15 protein-coding genes are annotated in these 18215 nt (G+C 55.8%); 5 read left to right on the top strand and 10 right to left on the bottom strand.

The genetic code is table 11. The annotated features are described in order from the left end of the window. Nucleotides 1-61 precede the first annotated feature (61 nt). Complete coding sequence (locus tag JXO50_08930) at nucleotides 62-1969, top strand: propionyl-CoA synthetase (GenBank protein ID MBN2333213.1); 1908 nt, start codon at nucleotides 62-64, stop codon at nucleotides 1967-1969. A 133-nt stretch (nucleotides 1970-2102) separates the two neighbouring features. Here the strand turns inward: JXO50_08930 and JXO50_08935 are convergent, their stop codons facing one another. From JXO50_08935 to JXO50_08960, 6 genes are all read right to left on the bottom strand, one after another. Further along, nucleotides 2103-3098: an SAM-dependent methyltransferase gene (locus JXO50_08935; protein MBN2333214.1), complete on the bottom strand. Its 996-nt coding sequence runs from the start codon at nucleotides 3096-3098 to the stop codon at nucleotides 2103-2105. Nucleotides 3099-3100: 2 nt separating this feature from the next. After that, complete coding sequence (locus tag JXO50_08940; GenBank protein ID MBN2333215.1) at nucleotides 3101-3436, bottom strand: histidine triad nucleotide-binding protein; 336 nt, start codon at nucleotides 3434-3436, stop codon at nucleotides 3101-3103. A 44-nt stretch (nucleotides 3437-3480) separates the two neighbouring features. Further along, on the bottom strand, nucleotides 3481-4347 hold the full coding sequence (locus JXO50_08945; protein MBN2333216.1) for a DUF89 family protein: 867 nt from the start codon (nucleotides 4345-4347) through the stop codon (nucleotides 3481-3483). Nucleotides 4348-4549: 202 nt separating this feature from the next. Continuing rightward, a complete protein-coding gene (gene ilvD, locus JXO50_08950; protein ID MBN2333217.1) occupies nucleotides 4550-6208 on the bottom strand; it encodes a dihydroxy-acid dehydratase in 1659 nt (552 codons plus the stop codon). A gap of 52 nt (nucleotides 6209-6260) precedes the next feature. After that, nucleotides 6261-7418 (bottom strand): hypothetical protein, encoded by a 1158-nt coding sequence (locus JXO50_08955; GenBank protein MBN2333218.1) that lies wholly within the window; start codon nucleotides 7416-7418, stop codon nucleotides 6261-6263. Nucleotides 7419-7607: 189 nt separating this feature from the next. Next, nucleotides 7608-8882 carry a hypothetical protein gene (locus JXO50_08960; protein ID MBN2333219.1) on the bottom strand — a complete coding sequence of 425 codons (1275 nt, stop codon included), beginning with the start codon at nucleotides 8880-8882 and terminating at the stop codon, nucleotides 7608-7610. 192 nt (nucleotides 8883-9074) lie between these two features. Between JXO50_08960 and JXO50_08965 the strand changes: the two genes are divergently transcribed. The 4 genes from JXO50_08965 to JXO50_08980 all read left to right on the top strand — a co-directional run bounded on the left by JXO50_08965 (nucleotide 9075) and on the right by JXO50_08980 (nucleotide 13712). Then, entirely contained in the window at nucleotides 9075-9632 is a 558-nt protein-coding gene (locus JXO50_08965) for a 2-oxoacid:acceptor oxidoreductase family protein (GenBank protein ID MBN2333220.1), read from the top strand. A gap of 184 nt (nucleotides 9633-9816) precedes the next feature. Beyond that, nucleotides 9817-11427 carry an FAD-dependent oxidoreductase gene (locus JXO50_08970; GenBank protein MBN2333221.1) on the top strand — a complete coding sequence of 537 codons (1611 nt, stop codon included), beginning with the start codon at nucleotides 9817-9819 and terminating at the stop codon, nucleotides 11425-11427. A gap of 1 nt (nucleotide 11428) precedes the next feature. Beyond that, entirely contained in the window at nucleotides 11429-12601 is a 1173-nt protein-coding gene (porA, locus tag JXO50_08975; protein ID MBN2333222.1) for a pyruvate ferredoxin oxidoreductase, read from the top strand. Between the two features lie 247 nt (nucleotides 12602-12848). Beyond that, on the top strand, nucleotides 12849-13712 hold the full coding sequence (locus JXO50_08980) for a pyruvate synthase subunit beta (GenBank protein MBN2333223.1): 864 nt from the start codon (nucleotides 12849-12851) through the stop codon (nucleotides 13710-13712). A 113-nt stretch (nucleotides 13713-13825) separates the two neighbouring features. Here the strand turns inward: JXO50_08980 and JXO50_08985 are convergent, their stop codons facing one another. The 4 genes from JXO50_08985 to JXO50_09000 all read right to left on the bottom strand — a co-directional run bounded on the left by JXO50_08985 (nucleotide 13826) and on the right by JXO50_09000 (nucleotide 18132). After that, nucleotides 13826-14254: a hypothetical protein gene (locus tag JXO50_08985; protein ID MBN2333224.1), complete on the bottom strand. Its 429-nt coding sequence runs from the start codon at nucleotides 14252-14254 to the stop codon at nucleotides 13826-13828. Between the two features lie 303 nt (nucleotides 14255-14557). Further along, a complete protein-coding gene (locus JXO50_08990; protein MBN2333225.1) occupies nucleotides 14558-15946 on the bottom strand; it encodes a sigma-54-dependent Fis family transcriptional regulator in 1389 nt (462 codons plus the stop codon). Between the two features lie 5 nt (nucleotides 15947-15951). After that, nucleotides 15952-16536: a hypothetical protein gene (locus JXO50_08995; GenBank protein MBN2333226.1), complete on the bottom strand. Its 585-nt coding sequence runs from the start codon at nucleotides 16534-16536 to the stop codon at nucleotides 15952-15954. A gap of 42 nt (nucleotides 16537-16578) precedes the next feature. Then, nucleotides 16579-18132, bottom strand: coding sequence for a HAMP domain-containing histidine kinase (locus JXO50_09000; protein MBN2333227.1), 1554 nt, complete (start codon nucleotides 18130-18132; stop codon nucleotides 16579-16581). Between the last annotated feature and the right edge of the window lie 83 nt (nucleotides 18133-18215).

An 18215-nucleotide genomic window follows, 5' to 3' on the forward strand; every position in this document is an offset into this window, starting at 1 on the left:
TTATTCTATATAGGCGTTTTATAAAAGCTTTGCCATCTAACCAAAAGAGAAGGGGGATAGTATGGGTAAGTATGACGAGCTGTTTCGGCAATCGATTGAATCTCCGGATGAGTACTGGGCTGCCGCCGCGGAGGATGTGAAGTGGGTGAAAAAGTGGGACAAGGTGCTTGATGATTATGGTAAACCTTATTTTTATCGTTGGTTTACCGGCGGTGAGCTGAATACCTGCTATAATGCCATTGACTACCATGTGGAAACCGGCCGGGGCGAGCAGGTGGCGATTATCTATGATAGTCCGCAAACCAATACCGTCAAAAAATTTACCTATAAAGAGCTGCAGGATCTGGTGGCCCGTTTTGCCGGAGCTCTCACCGCCCAGGGACTGGGTAAGGGCGATACGGCTATCATCTACATGCCGATGATTCCCGAAACAGTGATTGCCATGCTGGCCTGCGCCCGGATCGGGGCGGTGCATTCCGTCGTCTTCGGTGGTTTTGCTCCCAATGAGCTGGCGATCCGGATTAATGATGCCAAGCCGAAACTGATACTCTCCGCTTCCTGCGGTCTGGAAGGGGCCACCAAAGTCATTCCTTACAAGCCGCTGCTGGACAAGGCCATTGAGCTGGCCGAAGCGAAACCGGAAAAATGCATTATATTCCAGCGGCCCCAGGTGCAGTCTGAGCTGATCTCCGGGCGCGATCTGGACTGGAACGAAGTGGTTGCTGCTGCCAAGCCGGTTGGCTGTACCACCGTGGCGGCGACCGATCCTCTCTACATCCTTTATACCTCCGGGACCACCGGGATTCCCAAAGGGGTGGTGCGCGACAACGGCGGCCATGTGGTGGCCCTGAAGCAGAGTATGCGCCAAGTCTACAACGTCGAACCCGGCGATGTCTACTGGGCGGCGTCTGACGTCGGCTGGGTTGTTGGACACTCTTATATTGTCTATGCCCCCCTGTTCCTGGGTTGTACGACGATTCTTTATGAAGGAAAACCGATCGGTACTCCCGATGCCGGCGCGTTCTGGCGGGTGATTTCCGAGCATCAGGTCAAAGTACTCTTTACCGCCCCCACCGCCTTTCGGGCGATCAAAAAGGAAGATCCCAACGGCGAACTGCTGAAAAAATATGATCTTTCCTGCTTCAAGTATCTCTTCCTCGCTGGCGAGCGTTTGGATCCCGACACCTATCACTGGGCATCCGACCTGCTGGGAATTCCGGTGATCGACCACTGGTGGCAGACGGAGACCGGCTGGGCGATTGCCGGCAACTGTCTGGGCATTGAGCAGTTTCCCATCAAGCCCGGCTCGCCGACGAAACGGGTGCCAGGTTTTAACGTCCAGATTGTTGATGCTGACGGTAAGGAACTGGGGCCCAATACCGAGGGAATTGTTACCATCAAGCTGCCGCTGCCGCCCGGCTGCCTGCCAACCCTCTGGCAGCAGGATGAGCGCTTCAAGGAATCCTATGTCAGCATGTATCCCGGTTACTACTTCACCGGTGATGGCGGCTACATCGATGAAGATGGCTACGTCTATATCATGGGCCGGGTCGATGATGTCATCAATGTTGCCGGGCACCGTTTGTCAACCGGCGGCATGGAGGAGATTGTTGCCACCCATCCGGATGTCGCTGAGTGCGCGGTACTTGGAGTACAGGATGACCTGAAGGGCCAGGTGCCCCTTGGCTTCTTTGTTCTCAAAGCCGGGGTGACCAAAGATCCGGATATGATAGCCAAGGAGCTGGTGCAGATGGTTCGTGATCAGATTGGCGCGGTGGCCTGCTTCCGCCAGGCGACGGTGGTACCGCGGCTGCCGAAAACCCGTTCCGGCAAAATTCTTCGGGGAACCATGCGCAAGATTGCAGACAACGAGGATTTCCGGATGCCGTCAACCATCGATGATCCAACCGTCCTCGATGAAATTGCCGTAGCAGTCCAGCCGCTTGGCTATGGTAAGGCGAAAAAATGAGAAAATGAAAAGGGACGTTGTTGAGTTATGGTTTTGTTGCGGCGACGGTTGCTCACGCCGCGACAGGGTAAGGTCATAACCTGATCCATTGTTAAAAACGCCGGGGTTTTCCCCGGCGTTTTTTTTGGCTATTTTATTTCCTGGTCAGCAGGAGGCCCTGGTATTCGGCCACGTGGTCGTAAAATTCCAGGAGAATTTCCTGGGCTTCGGAGGTGGGTCGGCCGGTGGTCAGGAGATAATTTATTTCGTCATCAAAGCGAACCTCAAGCATCTCCATCAGGTGGAAACGCTGGATCTGAAATCCGGCGATCCTGGCAACGGCGTCCAGGTGATCAAAACGGATCGTGTATTCATCATGATCCTTAAGTCGGATCTGCCGGGGGTTTTTATCCTGCCGGTCATAGGTTTGCAACTGGACGGAAAAGGGATAGGGAAGTTCTGTATCCGCCCCATGTTCGGTAATGAATGCGCGTTGAATGCCAGTCTTTCCCAGCTGCTCGACGAAAGCGAGGGCACCGAGATTCAGGTTGAAGCGTGCCGGCAGGTCATCAATTGCCAGGTTGTAAGTGGTGATCAGGCGGCCGACTTCGGCAAGCAGGGCCTCGCCCTCCAGGGTTGCCAGGGTCTCCGGGGGTGCGGCTGCACAAGTGCTGCCATGGGTCAGATGGGGTGCCAGCTCCTGCCGGTCAATATTGGTTGCGGTGGGAAAATCGCCGATGATCTCGTTGGCAATCAGCAGATCGACCGGCCGCCTGACCGTTGGCAGAAAGGCAAAGATATCCTGGCAGATGAAGTCTGCCACCTGATGGCGTAAAGTCTTTTGCTGCTGTTGCAAAAGAAAGTGTGAAATATCAACCATGGTCAGCCGCCGCGGACTGACAACCTGCAGCAGGCCGGCCATCAGGGAGCCGTAGCCGCCGCCCACTTCAATAATCTCATCGGCCTGCTCAGCAAGATCGGTATGCTTGCTGATAAAGGATGCGACGCGAGAACCATAGGCCGCCGGCTTTTCCAGAGCCCTGGCATAGGCTGAATCCGCCGTGGCCAGACTTTGGCAGATGGTTAACTCCCACAGGAGGCTGGGATTTTCGGAGCAGTAGAATGCTTCAGTCCGGTTGATTTGTGCCATAATCAGCCACGCAGCTGGCGGCCGCCGATCAGGTGGTAATGGACATGGAAGACCACCTGTCCCCCCTCCTTATTGGTATTGACCAGGGTTCGGTAGCCGCTTTCGGCAACGTCGAACTGCCGGGCTAGCATTTTGACTGCTTTATGCACCTCACCGACAATCTCCATCTCCTCATCAGGAATATCATTCAAGGTGGGATAATGTTTTTTAGGTACAATCAGCAGATGGATCGGGGCTTTTGGATTGATGTCCTTGAAAGCCAGCAGATGCTCGTTTTCATAAACGATATCAGCGGGAATGGTACGGGCGATAATGTTGCAGAACAGGCAGTCACTCATGTTTTCCTCCTTCGAGACAATCTTATCCAGCATGACCGATTAGCTTATTTCGGGTTGTGATAGGCGAAAATAGTGCTGCCGGCCGGCACCCCCAGATCTTCGGCCACCACCTGGCATTTGCACTGCAGCAGAAAAAAGAGGGACCGATCACAGTGGTTCAGGGATTCATAGTTTCCCTGTCCTTTGGCGATCACCAGTGAAGCAGCAGCAAACCAGTCCGCCATCTCTGAATTCATCTCTTCCAGCAGCAGGGCCGGCGCATGACTGCCGCTGGAGATCACCCGGGCCACCTCGGACATCCCCACCTGACGGGCATCATCCAGGGTGACATCATTGATGATCGGGGATTCCCGGACGGCAAAAACAATCTTAAGATGGGGGTGCAGTTCCTTCATGATGGTGATGAAAATCTTGTCGGCAACAATTTCCCCTGCATTGTCACCAATGTAGAGCAGTGTCGAGGTTGCTGCCAGCTGTTTTTGGAACAGGGAGAAATCATCGCGGGCAAAGGTGTTGCTCTGCTGGCAGGAAAGTTCTTTGGCGGCTTGGAAACCATCATGGCGAACGCCGAAATCGATGAGATTGCCGTTGATGGCCAGGGCGGCGGCGCTGCGCAGCCGGTCGGGAGCATGGTTAATCTGCTGCATGAGCGCAGGCAGCGCCAGCAGGGCTTCGCGGTTTGACTGGTATTTCAGTTCCCGATAGGGATCGGCGACCCCGGTTTCCCGGGCAATGATGCCGTAGACGGTTTGGGAGATCTCCGGTGGCGTCAGTTCCAGCGGCAGCGACGGCAAGGCGGCCATTACCAGACCCATAATGCGCTTCTGCTCGGCTTCATCACCGGTTGTCAGGCGTAGCGTTGCCAGGGTCTGGCGTAAAAAACAAGGATAGCAGTCAAGATAGGTACGCATATGAATGAACGGTGTACGGTATACGGTTGACGATGCAAGGTTAAAGGTTCAAGGTACAAGGCTCAAGGGTGGACGGTAGACGGTGAACGGTTTGTGTCGCAGGGTGGCAAGCAGCAGAGGGCGATAACAAATTTCCATACACCTTACACTTTTTGTGCCTATCGCCTATCGCCTTTTACCTTTTACCGTATACCTTACACCGTTATTTAAACACGGCACCGGTGTTGGCTGAAGTTACCAGCCGGGCATAGCGGGCCATGTAGCCGGTGGTAATCTTGGATGGCAGCGGTTGCCAGTTTGATCGCCGCTCGGCCAGCACATCATCCGCCACCTTCAGGGTCAAGGTTTTTCGGGGGATATCGATGGCGATCAGATCACCCTCCTCCACCAGGCCGATGGTGCCGCCTTCGGCGGCCTCGGGGGAGATGTGGCCAATGGCCGCCCCGCGGGTGCCGCCGGAAAATCTGCCGTCGGTCAGCAGGGCCACGTCCCGGTCCAGACCGACGCCGGCAATCGCTGCGGTGGGCGATAGCATTTCCCGCATTCCCGGTCCTCCCTTCGGCCCTTCATAGCGGATAACCACCACATCGCCGGGGTTGATATCGCGATCCATAATGGCGGCAAAAGCATCCTCTTCCGAGTTGAAAACCCGGGCCGGTCCCTCATGGACCAGCATTTCCGAAGCTACTGCCGATTGCTTGACTACTGCTCCGTCCGGGGCCAGGTTGCCATGCAGGACAGCCAGACCACCAGTGGGATGGTAGGGGTGTGCCAAGGGGCGGATGACATGCTGATCGCGTACTGCCGCCTTTTGCAGATTCTCCTCGACGGTTTTTCCGGTGGCGGTCAGGCAATCAGTATGCAGCAGGCCGGCGGCGGCCAGTTCCTTCATAATTCCCGGGATACCGCCGGCCGCGTGCAGATCCTCAATGTGGTGCGGGCCTCCCGGTGACATGTTGCACAGGTGGGGAACCCGTTCGCCGATATCGTTAAAGTGGTTCAGGGGCAGGGGCAGGCCCGCCTCATGGGCGATCGCCGGCAGGTGGAGCGAGGTGTTGGTGGAGCCGCCGAAAGCCATGTCAACGGCGATCGCATTGGCAAAGGCTTTGGCCGTCAGCAGTCGGCGGAAGGTTATGCCCTGTTCCACCAGAGCGAGAATCTGCCAGCCGGTTTCCTTGGCCAGCCGGATGCGGGCCGCTTCCACCGCCGGAATGGTGCCATTGCCTGGCAGGGCAATGCCCAAGGCTTCGGTGAGGCAGTTCATTGAGTTGGCGGTAAACATCCCGCTGCAGGAGCCGGCTCCGGGGCAGGCGGTATTTTCCAATTCGGCCAGCTGTTCGGCAGAGATCTCCCCGACCTTGAATTTTCCCATTCCTTCGAAGACGGTGATCAGATCAACGGTCTGCTGATGGCAGGAACCGGCCAGCATGGCGCCGCCGCTGATGACAATGGCCGGAATATCAAGGCGGGCGGCTGCCATGATCATTCCTGGGACGATTTTATCGCAGTTGGGGATGAGGACCAAGCCGTCAAAAGGGTAGGCGGTGGCCATCAGTTCGACGGAATCGGCAATCAGCTCCCGCGACCCGAGGGAATATTTCATCCCCTGGTGCCCCATGGCGATGCCGTCGCAGACGCCGATGGTGGGAAACTCCATCGGCGTGCCGCCGGCCATCCGAATGCCAGCTTTGACCGCTTCGCTGATGCGGTCAAGATGAATGTGGCCGGGAATGACTTCGTTGGCGGCATTGGCAACGCCGATCAACGGCCGCTGCAGCTCTTCATCGGTATAACCCATCGCCTTGAAGAGGGAACGATGGGGGGCCCGTTCAAAACCTTTTTTCATCATGTCGGAACGCATATTTTTCTCCTATGCTGCCAAGGAGCGAACTGCTTCCAGAAGGGGTGTAGTGCTACTCAGCCAGAGGGACAGCCACACAGCCGGCCGGCATCGGGGTGATGGAATCCCGAAGATGGGCAAATGCCCCGTCCTGGCCGAAAAAGTCGGTAACCACCGCTTCACCAACTGGTGGGCCGAGGGCAAAGCCGAGCAGCGAGCCATCTACCGGATCAACAACCTTTGCTGCCGCCTGGCGCAGCACCAGGGGCAGTCCGCTGACCATGCCGCTTTTAAGACCGGCGGCCAACAGGATGGTTCCCTGATCATCACCGGGGTTGATCGTACACCACCATGGCGACGTCATAACCAGCTGGATGAGCGGTATCGGCTGCCGGGGGACAAAGGTCCGGGGGCGTCGAGGGTCCGCGGGATCATGAAACGGGAAAGAAGCGATCGGGGAAGCCGACTGGGCGTCAAGAATGGTCACCAGATAGTGTGCATATGGAGATCCGGCGGTTTCCGTGAGCAGAAAAATCAACTGGGCGAGCGGCAGGTTGTCAGCCAGTTGCAGCCAATCTTTCGTCTGGCCAACAAGATCATCCACGGTGTTGGTCTGCCAACTGTCAGGTCTGGGTGGAATCAGATCGGCCGGCAACAGGTTCAACGGCAGTTCCCGTTCCAGTTCAAGGGTCAGTTGGCTGACGATATGCGGCCGGAGGATGGCTGCCCGGCTGGGGAAGAATATTCCCCGGCGGCGTAAAACCGGCGGCATGCGTTCCTCTTTTTCAACCAGCGGCTCTTCGCTCAAGGCGCCACCGACCTGCTGCATCTCCCGGGGATAGTCAGGGATCGCCTGGTTTGCCGGCGGCACTGCGGTCATATCAGTGCCGACAGCTGGTTCAACCGGGGCTGTTTCAAGGGGTTGCAGCAGGGCACTGCGGTAGGGCTGGAAGTTTCCCCGACGAAAAACATCCAAGGGGATCCAGGTGCCGGAAGAAGGACTGCTCTCCGGGCTGTCATTGCCGGAGGTCACCACTTTGACATAAACGATGCCTTTTACTTCCATGGTTTCCAGCGGTTCCTCTCCAGCCGCCGGCTGAAAGCTGTCAATCTCCCGGTGGGGCATGAAGGGGATGCGGGTGCAGGCTGAAAAGAGGAGCATGCTGCCAACCAGCAGCAACATGATGAGCGCCAAACCGGGCAGATAGCGATGGTAGGGAGAAGAATTCATAAGCTCCATAAACAAAAGCAGAGTATCAGCGTTGGAATACCCTGCTTTTGCGGCCTGTCTGTTTATTCATGGGGAAACAATGTTGATGGCTTTGTAACAACCCAACTACGGTGCCATCCCGTTTTTGCGGCACAGTGCCGGTTTGTTATGAGTTCATCACTGCTTCCCATGAAAGAATTTGTTGGATGTTTATTCCACAGCTTTGACCATATCAGCTACCGCAAAACCTTTGCCGGAGACGGTTTCGCAGATGGCCCCGTCCATGCCGAAGAAGTCTGCAACCTTGACGATGCCCTTCATTGCCCCCTGGGCTTTGCCCAGCGACATTTTGGTGGCCGGATCCATTACATCGCTGCCTTCGGCGTACACCCGCAACTTCTGCCCCATCTGCAAGCCGCTGAGCCGGCCGGCATTGAGAAATATTCTGCCTTGGTCCACCTTGACGACACGGGAATACCAGTCGATCAGGCTGATGTTGCGGGCCAAATCGCTGACCACCTGATCGATATCGGGCGTCGAAGTGAAGCTGTTGCCCTGAATGGCGTAGGTCTTGAGGGCGTAGCCGGAAGATACGTCAATAATTTCGAGATCCAGCTGGTAATTTCCCTCGCCGCCGGCTTGGGGGGGTGCCATATACTGGACCTGTTCAAAAGCAACCACATGGGCGCCCATCTCCCGCCCGAGTTTGGCCAGTTTGGTTTTGATGTCCATGGGGTCGGCAAACAGCTGGTTGCTGCCGGCATAGGAGCTGACCGCTTCTTTGGGCAGCAGCTGAACGCCGGCGGCGGCAGCGATTTTATTGTAGATCTGCTGACTGAAAGTATCCATGGGGACAGCGCTCAAGCCTCGGTGGGGATATTGGACAAGAAAGACTGCCTTGCGTTTGATTCCCTGAAAGTCAAAGGGGGTTGCCATTGCCTGAGTCGGGACAAACGCAGGGCTCTGGGGGGCGGCCGCCATGGCAGCACCACCATATGCCCCCGCCTGGTACTGGCTGGCATCGTAGGTTGAACCATAGGCGGGAGCCTGGTACTGGCCGGCCGGCGGCGCATAGGCTGGACTGCCGTAGGCGCCATAGCTATTGGCACCGTATGCCGGCATGGCCGCCGGCTGCTGATATGCTTGTGCTGGTTGTCCGGGATAGCCCGATGCCCCATAGGTAGGCTGCTGATAAGCCGGGGGTGTGGTGGTGGCTGGCATGCCGTAGTTGTATGCGTTATACGGTGCAGTCTGAGCGCCGTACTGCTGGGCGGCGGCTTGATCCCATGGTTGGGCGGCACCCGTACTGCCATAGTTGTTGACGCCGCTGTATTGAGGCTGCTCCACCGCGTTCCCGCTGGTTTCCTGGACTACCGGTTCATCCTGCTCCACCTTTTTATCGCCAAAGAACGGTATCCGCCAGCCGCATCCAGAAACAACCAGTAAACTAACCAGCATCAGAGCCAGAAACCATTTCCGCATCATCACTTTCCCCCTTTGTCAGGTTAACGCATCACATATCGTACTTTCTATTTCTATGCTAATCGTTGGCTATCTCATAGAATGGTGTTTTTTTCAAGGCTTTTTCTCTTGATTTTTCCCTCCTGCTCATCTAGTTTTGCAAGAGATAGGACGTTGTACATTCATGCTGACAGGTTGGCTAGTAAGGAGTTGCAGGTGCTGGAAATCCGAATTCACGGCCGCGGCGGCCAGGGGGCGGTGATTGCCTCCCAGATTCTTTCCTACGCGTTTTTTATCGAGGGTAAATTTGCCCAGTCGTTTCCCACCTTCGGGGCTGAACGTCGGGGTGCGCCGGTGGCTGCCTATGTGCGGTTGGCCGATGCCTTTATTGACCTGCGCAGCCAGGTAGTCAACCCAGATTACGTCATGGTGATGGCCGCCCGTCTGGCTGAGTCGGTGCCGGTGACCGGTGGTATCAAGGCCGGCGGTCTGGTGTTTATCAATAGTGACCGGCCGGCTGCGTACTATTCCTTTTTTAAAGAGGACTGCCGGGTGGCAACCATGAATATCAATGAAATTGCTCTGCAGCATCGGCTTGGCAGTCCCACCATGCCTCTGATCAATGCCCCGATGCTGGGGGCTTTTGCCCGGCTTACCGGCTTGGTAGCGCTGGAGAGCCTGGTGGCGGCTCTGCCCCATTTCATTCCGGTTAAACATGAGGAAAATGAGCAGGCGATGCGGGCCGCTTTCGTGGCGGCCCCCTCGGTCGCCTAGCGGCAGGAAAGATGGCATTGTAACAACGGGCACCATACCTCGGAAACCGGATGGCACAGTAACTGCTCCAGATTCGAGGCAAGCAAAACCTGAGGAATGGGACACCGTTAGTATAACTCAGTGACGCAGTTGCAGCGTAACGAAAAAAAGAGATCTGTTGCGAAGCCACCAAGAAAGGATTGTTATGGAAACCCTTATTTTGAAGGGGGGCGGTGGTTCGGGGGAAAGCCGAACCTTTCCCGTTTCTACAACGACAACGGCGGCCAACCTGACCGGCAGCTGGAAGTTTTTCCGCCCACTCCTGCAGCCCAAAACAGCGCCTTGTCAGGCCGCCTGTCCCCTGCATATTGATATTGCCGCCTACTTGCTTCACCTGAGCCGGGAGGATAAATCGGCAGCGCTTTCCCTGCTGCGTTCTTTCAACCCGCTGCCGGCGGTCTGCGGCCGGGTATGTCCCCATTTCTGTGAGCGGCAGTGCAACCGTGGCGAGTATGACGGGTCGGTGGCGGCCGGGTCGGTTGAACGTTATCTGGGAGACTACGGCCTTGATATCCCCTATGAAGCGCCGGCGGTCGTCAGACCGCAGCGGGTGGCGGTGGTGGGCAGCGGCCCGGCCGGTTTGGCGGCAGCCTATTTTCTTGCCCGGCAGGGTTTTCAGGTGACAGTCTTTGAAAAAGAGCCGCAGGCCGGCGGCTTGCTGCGTTACGGGATTCCTGCCTATCGTCTGCCCCGAGAGATCCTCCAGCGGGAAATTGCCAACCTGACCAGCTCCCTGCCCATTGAGATCTGCTGCAACCAGGAAATATCCCCGGCTGCCATCTCGGTCCTGCTGGACGAGTACGACTATCTTTTTTATGCCCCTGGGCTGGGTGCTTCGGTAATGCCGGCCGGGGTCGCCGGGCAGCCGGGCGTGGTTGCCGGCCTGGAATTGCTCCACCTGCTGGCTTCCGGCGGCGTTCCCGAAGGGGAACGGTTTGCAGTGGTGGGCGGCGGCAATGTGGCGGTGGATGCAGCCCGCTCCCTGCTGCGGCTGGGGAAACAGGTGGAAATAATCTATCGCCGGTCGGTTGCCGAGATGCCGGCGTACGACCATGAACTGCGTCAATTGGAGGAGGAGGGAATTCCTGTCCATGAGCGGCAGCTGGTTGGCGGTATTACGGCTGAAAACGGTCGCCTGCGGCTAACGGTGCATGCTGCCGTCGCCGGGGAGGAAAAGTCGGTTGTCGCTGGCGTGGTTGTCGGTGAGCTGGTGGTTGATCGGCTGGTGATTGCCGTTGGTCAGCAGGCAGTCGATCCCTTGCCGGAGCATGATAGGCTCCTCACAGGTGGCGATCTGGTCAGCGGCCCGGCGACGGTGGTGGAAGCACTGGCCTCCGGCAAAGCCGCCGCCATCACTATCCTTGGCCGCTGCGGGATTGTGCTGGAGGATCAGGATGGTGGGGAGGCTGGTTCGCCACCAGTGGTTTCCTTTACCGATCTCCACCTGGAGTACCAGGAGAAGCAGACGGCTCTCCAGCCGGTGGAAGTGCCGTCCGAACAGCGGCGGCTTTCCTTTCAGGAGGTCTGCCCGCCACCGGGGGTGGGCGAAATCGATGCCGAGATCCGACGTTGTTTTCATTGCGGGACCTGCACCAGCTGCGGGGTATGCTGGTTTTTCTGTCCCGATATGGCCATTTCCCTGACCGATACGGTTGCTGGCCAGCCGGTTCTCATTGATGAAAACTACTGCAAAGGATGTGGATTGTGCGCCGCATCCTGTCCTCGGGCGGTGATCGACATGGAGGAGGATAATTGAGATGCAGGCTGAACTGAAACATGGTGCCCGGGAATCGCGGGAGATGATGCTCGGCAGTGATGCCATTGCCCATGGGGTCAGACTGTGCCGGCCGGCGGTCATCTCGGCCTACCCCATTACGCCGCAAACCCATATTATTGAAACCCTGTCTGAGATGGTCGACACAGGGGAACTGCAGAGCCAGTTTATCAAGGTTGAGTCGGAGATGTCCGCCATTGCTGCCTGCCTGGGGGCGGTTTCCGCCGGCAGTCGCTCGTTTACAGCCACCAGTTCCCATGGGCTGGCGATGATGCATGAAATTCTTCACTGGTTTTCCGGCGCCCGGATGCCGCTGGTGATGGTCAATGCCAACCGGGCGCTGGGGGCTCCCTGGAACATCTGGTGCGACCAGAGTGACAGCATGTCGCAGCGGGATGTGGGCTGGCTGCAGCTCTATTGTGAAACGGCCCAGGAGGCTCTTGACAGCATTATCCTTGCCTATTGGCTGAGCGAGCAGATCATGTTGCCGGTCATGGTGATGATTGATGGTTTTATCCTCTCCCATACCATGGAGCAACTGCTGCTCCCCTCCCAAAGAGAAGTGGATGCCTTTTTGCCGCCCTACCGGCCGGCGATCTTTCTCGATCCGGAGAATCCCAAAACCTTTTGCGCGGCGGCTGCTGCCGATAACTTCTATCAGTTGAAAAAAGCGATTGCCGCCACCATGGAGACTGCTGAAACACTGCTGGCTGAAGGGTATGCCCTTTTTGCCGGCCGGTTCGGCCGATCCTATGGCCATGTGGAACCCTACTGCTGCGATGATGCCGAGGTGGTTTTCTGCTGCGCCGGGGCTCTATCCGGTACCGTCCGAGTGGCTGTTGATCAACTGCGCCAGGAGGGGCACCGTATCGGTCTTGTCAAGCTCCGCCTGTTCCGTCCCTTCCCCGGGGCTGCCTTGATCCGGCTGCTGGCCGGCACCAAGCGGCTGGTGGTGCTCAACCGGTCGGTTTCTTTCGGTGCTGCCGGAACCATCGCCCAGGAGTTGCGGGCTGCTTTCTACCGGGAGGACTGCCGGCCGCAGATCCATGATGTGATTATCAGTCTCGGGGGTAAGGAGGTCTTTCCCGCGACCATCCGGGAAATTGCCCTGCGGGCCGCTGAACTGTCGCCGACCGAAAGTATCTGGATTGGTTGACGCTTGTCATGAACATTTTGCTGCATTGGGCGAGGGAACTTCCTGAAGCCGTCAGAGTCTGGTTGCAAGCGGTTTTGGCCGCCGAACGAATCACCCGGATGGTGATTCGCGGCGGACGCCTCGGAGCCGGCCAGAAATGGCCGGCGAGAATGAGCTTGGGCCAGACCCTGTCAACTTCAGGTAGTTGCTAACAACCCCCACCCGGTGGCTGTAGATCGCGAGTTTTTGCTTACAGAGAGGTTTTCCCATGTTATGGAATGTCACGACAACTGAATATCTCACCAGCGGTCACATGGCCTGCCCGGGCTGTGGTGCTTCCTTGAGTCTGCGCCATGCCCTGAAAGTCCTGGGAGGCCAGACCATCGTTGTCCTGCCGGCCTGCTGCATGTCGATTATTGCCGGCGCCTTCCCCAGCAGCGCTTTTTCGGTACCGTTGCTTCACGTACCCTTTGCCACCGCTGCCGCCTGTGCATCCGGCGTCCGGCGTTCCCTGCTGGCGCAGGGGAAAAAAGGAGTGAGCGTCATGGTTTGGGCCGGCGATGGCGGGACGTTTGATATCGGCCTGCAGGCGTTGTCGGGAGCCGCTGAGCGTCATGAAGATTTCATCTATGTCTGCTATGACAATGAAGCCTATATGAATACCGGCATCCAACGTTCTTCGGCAACCCCCCAGGGTGCCTGGACGACAACGACGCCAGCCGGGAAAGAACTTCAATATGAAAAAAAAGATGTGATTGCCATTGTCAAAGCCCATGCACCGGCCTATCTGGCCACGGCAAACATCGCCTATCCAGATGACTTTATGGCCAAATTTGAGCGGGCTCGGGATTTGAGCGGCTTCCGTTTTCTCCATCTGCTGTCAGCCTGCCCCCCGGGATGGAAAATCGATTCCTCGGAGGCCTTGCATATTTCCCGGCTGGCAGTGGAGACCGGCATCTTCCCTCTGCTTGAGCAGGATGAGGAAAAAAATCTGCGGCTAACGTATGTGCCGCAGTCCTGGCTGCCGGTGGCCGCCTATTTTCAGGCCCAAGGGCGCTTCAAAGGGCTTGCCGAGGAGGACATTGATTTTTTGCAACAGGAGACTGAGCGCAAGATAGCCGCCTATGGTTGAGGGTGTTGTCTTGTCTCTGGGGGGGTAAAAGGGTGCGGCGGGACAACCTCCGAACCATTCGGACATTGCCCCGCCGCTGGAGAAAGGAGGGGGGGGGTTAGAAAACAGCGTTGTCACTGTTTTTTCAAAGGATTTGACAGGGAAAGAAGAAAAATTATCCGAGCTGCTTTTTGCTTCTGTTTTTCATTCATGCCGTTTGCCAGCGGCTGTCGCTCGTCTGGCAGCATGGACCTTTTAGCTGCCCTCTTCTCTTCGTTTTTTTCCACCGTCCCGCCGACAGGCTGTGCGGCCGCGCTTTTCTGCCCGATAAAATTATGGGCCGGCCGGTCATACTGTTTGCCGGCAGCTGTGCTTGTTGTGACGAGCTTTTCCTCGGCGACGGGGATGGTGCCCCAGCAGTCAACCAGCAGCAGGCCGCAGACCATGCCAACCAACAGGACAATGGTGAGGGTGCTTTTCTGACTGATGCTCAGGAAGGAGCTGCCACGGACATCCCGGCGAATTTCTTCGTAGGATTTGATGGTGATAGCTGTCTGGTACATTGACTCCTCCATGGCTGATTAAAAGCCTGCCTCTACCAGATTTTTTTGCAACAATGATACCACGGGAAACAGTTGGAAAAATCACTTTAATACCAATAGGTTGTGGAATTATACATGATTCTTCTGCAGTGGAGGGTCCGGGATGGAGGGGGTAGAAATGAAAAATTGGTTACGGATTTGTGATTTTCTGATTGCTGCCATGGGTGGCGGTGGTAGTGTAGCTAAAACAAGAATAATGTAGCTATATCATTACATTGCCGCCATGTTTTATCATAGCGGATTCTGATCGGAGTCAGCAGTTTTTTATGGCCCCGATTTTTCCCGGAAGAGAGCGACGTCAATCTGGTGCTTTTTGATCAGATTATAGAAGTCAACCCGATGGCGGCCAGCCAGTTGGGCGGCCTGGCTGACATTGCCTTTGGTGATATTCAGCACGTTGATGATATAGTCCCGTTCAAACTGTTTTTTGGCGTCATTCATGGTGGTGGCTGGCAGGTTTGGCCTGCTTTGCGAGGCCGGAAACATCTCTTCAGGGGTAATAACATCGCCGCTGGCAACCGCCAGGGCATACTGAACCTTGTTTTCCAGTTCCCTGACATTGCCCGGCCATTGATAGACCATCATTTGCTGCAGGGTTTTCTGGTGGAAGCCCACCACCTCTTTTTTCAACTCCTGCCGGTACTGGTCAAGGAAATGCTGGGCCAGGAGTGGAATGTCCTCCTGGCGTTCCCGCAACGGCGGCAGGGACAAGGGGATGACATAGATGCGATAATAGAGATCTTCACGGAATTTTCCGGCAGCCACGAGCTGCTCAAGATCCTGGTTGGTTGCCGCAATAATCCGGATATCAACCGGCACCTCCTCCTTGGAGCCCAGCGGGAAGACGGATCGTTCCTGCAGCACCCTGAGGAGTTTGACCTGGAATGACGGTGATGTTTCGGTTATTTCATCCAGAAAAATGGTGCCGCCGTTTGCCCGTTCAAAAATGCCGGCGTGATTTTTTGCCGCCCCGGTGAAGGCCCCTTTGGTGTAGCCAAAGAGCTCACTTTCCAGCAGGGTTTCGGGGATTGCCCCGCAGTTGAGCGGTACGAAAGGTTGCTCAGCTCGTGGACTGAGGTAATGGATCTCTCTGGCCACCAGCTCCTTGCCGGTGCCGCTTTCCCCGAGAATGGTGACCGTGGAATTGGTATTGCTGATTGCCTGGATGGTTTTAATGACCTTTTGCATGGCCGGGCTGGTGGAAATAATGGGCGACTGCTTTTTCCGTTCCCGCTCGAGCATCTGCTGCAGCCTGGTGATCTCGGCCCGCAGATGCGACTTCTCAATGGCATTCTTGACCTGAATAGCGAGTTCTTCCGTTTGAAACGGCTTGGTGATGTAACCGTAGGCCCCTTCACGCATGGCGGTTACGGCGTTGTCAATGGTGCCGTGGGCGGTGAGAATAAGGACCGGCATATCACTATTGATGGCCAGAACCTCCTTCATCAACGCCAGCCCGTCCATGCCTTCCATCTTCAAATCAGTGATAACCAGGTCGAATGGTTCCCCCCTAAAAAGTTTCAAGGCTTCGTGGGGTGTGCCGCAATCAGCAACCCGGTAGCCAATCGATTCAAGGCGGATTTTGAGAACTTCAAGGATGGTGGGGTCGTCATCAACCAGCAGAATTCTGCCGTCCCCAGGTGCGCCAGTCATAATCGTTATTCCGTATCTATCTTCATGATTTCTTTGATTTTATCTTGCAGTTGCCGGGTTTTCTGCCGGAGCAGCAGGTTTTCATCTTCGAGTACCCGGTTAACATTCTGCTGGGAAAGAAGTTCCTTTTCCAGCTGATCAATGGTCTGCTCAAGTTCCTTGATCTGGTAATATTCCTGGATGATATCGGTGAGCAGATCGGCAAGCAGGCTGCTGTATATGGGGTAAAGCTGCCGGTCTTCGGGCAGATTCTCTACCTGCTTCAAATGGCGCAGCGACCGCTGGTAATTGCGATTCTCGTATTCTTTTAATGCAAAAATCAAACCGGTGAGAAAATGGTATTCATTTTTTTGCGGACCAGTGAGCTCTGATTGGTGCAGGGAGCTGACTGCCAGCTTTGCTTCCTGCAGCATACCTTCCCTAATCAGCTGCTTGGTTTTTTCCAGGGTCGTCTGAATCTCCCCCTTGCTGCCATGCTCCATGATGGTTTTCTGGAGCATTGGCCGATAGGAGGTGAGTGGCGCACAGGCAGAGAAAGCAAGAGGACACAGGAGCAGCAGCAAGATAAATCGTTGATGGCAAGGTATCATGGCGTAGCCTCCCGGTAGGTGAACGTCCGGCGTTGACGCTGGTCAGGCGGTATTGACTGTGGCAACCTGGCTGGTGTTTTCAATTTCAGGCAGTTCAGCTGCTGGTTGCGGCGGCAGAACAACATGGAAAACACAGCCGCCGGCCGGCAGATTTTCAGCCCAGATGAGTCCGTGATGTCCTTCGACAAAAAATTTGGCGATGGAAAGGCCGACCCCCGACCCTTTGTGATAATCAGGCAGCCACTGATAGCCCTGTTGAAAGCGGTCGAAAATCTGGTTGAGCAGTGGTGTCGGAATGCCGCTGCCGGTATCAGCGACCGAAAAATAGATGAAGTGCTGGCCGACTGATGCCGTGACCAGCGGCTGCTCAGCAGTAAACGTGGCCGTAGTGCCGGTCTTAATGGTAATCGCGCCGCCTTCAGGGGTAAATTTTATGGCGTTGGAAAGGAGGTTGTCGATCACCTGCCCGAGGCGCAATATGTCATATTTTTGCGGCGGCAGTGGATCTATCGCTGCCAGGCTGATATGGATGTTTTTTTTCACTGCCAGAGGTTCGGCGGCGGCGATCCGGGAACGCAGCAGCTCCATCAGGTTTCCCGGTTCAAACGTATAGGAGATAACACCGGCCCTGATGCGGGAGATATCGAGCAGGTCGGAGACAATCTTAATGATGCGATCGGTTTCCCTGAGATTGAGGGCAATCAAGTGGACCTGCTTGTCATTCAATGGTCCGACAATTTTTTCGGCGATCAATGACAGTGATTCCCTCATGGAGGTCAACGGTGTCTTGATTTCATGGGACAGGTTGGCAATAAAGGATGCCTTGATGTCGTCGACTTCTGACAATCGGCCGGCCATGGTATTGTAATAAATCGCCAGTTTGCCCAACTCCTGATCATGCAGGCCCTCGATCCGGGCAGTGAAATCCCCCTGGGTAATTTTTTCCATCCCTTTGATAACCTTGCCCAGTGAGTGGCGGATGGAAAAATGGATCCAGAAAAACATCATCAGCAACGCCAGGCAGGTCAGGACTGAAAAGATGACCAGATCATGTTCATAGCGGGTGGCAATCGCGCTGGTCTGGATGAAGCTTTGATTGATTTCCCGGTAGCCGGCCAGCTGAAATTGCGCCAGGGTCTCCTTGCATTGCTCGTAGTGCTGTTTCAGACTTTCAACGGCTGCAGCGGTGGTATCGTCGGCTTCGTGCAGCTGAAACATGTCAGTGAATTGTGCATGCAGAGCCATGATATTCTTCGCCAGCACGAGCCGCTGCTTTCCCTGATCTGCCGGCAGGGGATAGGCGAGGATGATGTCGATGGTGGTGCGGGCTTCGGTAATATTGTCCTGGACCAGTTCAGCATAGGTGGATTTTTTCAGCAGCAGGTATTTGCGCATGCCTTTATAGGCGTTGTCGGTGGCCTGTTCCAGATTCTGGCAATCATCCCAAAGATTAAACTGAACGGCGGTCAGCTGGTTGACAATAGTGGAAATTTTTCTGATTTCAAGCAGGGAATAGGTGTTGATCGCCAGCAGGCAGATGAGAAAAAAGCTGAAGGCAAGCAGGATTTTCTGGGAAATGGAAATTTTACTGAACATGTGGTCCTTGCTTTTTGAGTTCTCTATCCTGTATCATGCATCGAATCAGAACGGCTGTCAAGCAGGTTAAAAAGAGACCGGGA

Origin of the sequence: Candidatus Anaeroferrophillus wilburensis, assembly GCA_016934315.1 — a bacterium.
In the GTDB taxonomy this organism is placed as follows: Bacteria; Desulfobacterota; Anaeroferrophillalia; order Anaeroferrophillales; family Anaeroferrophillaceae; genus Anaeroferrophillus; species Anaeroferrophillus wilburensis.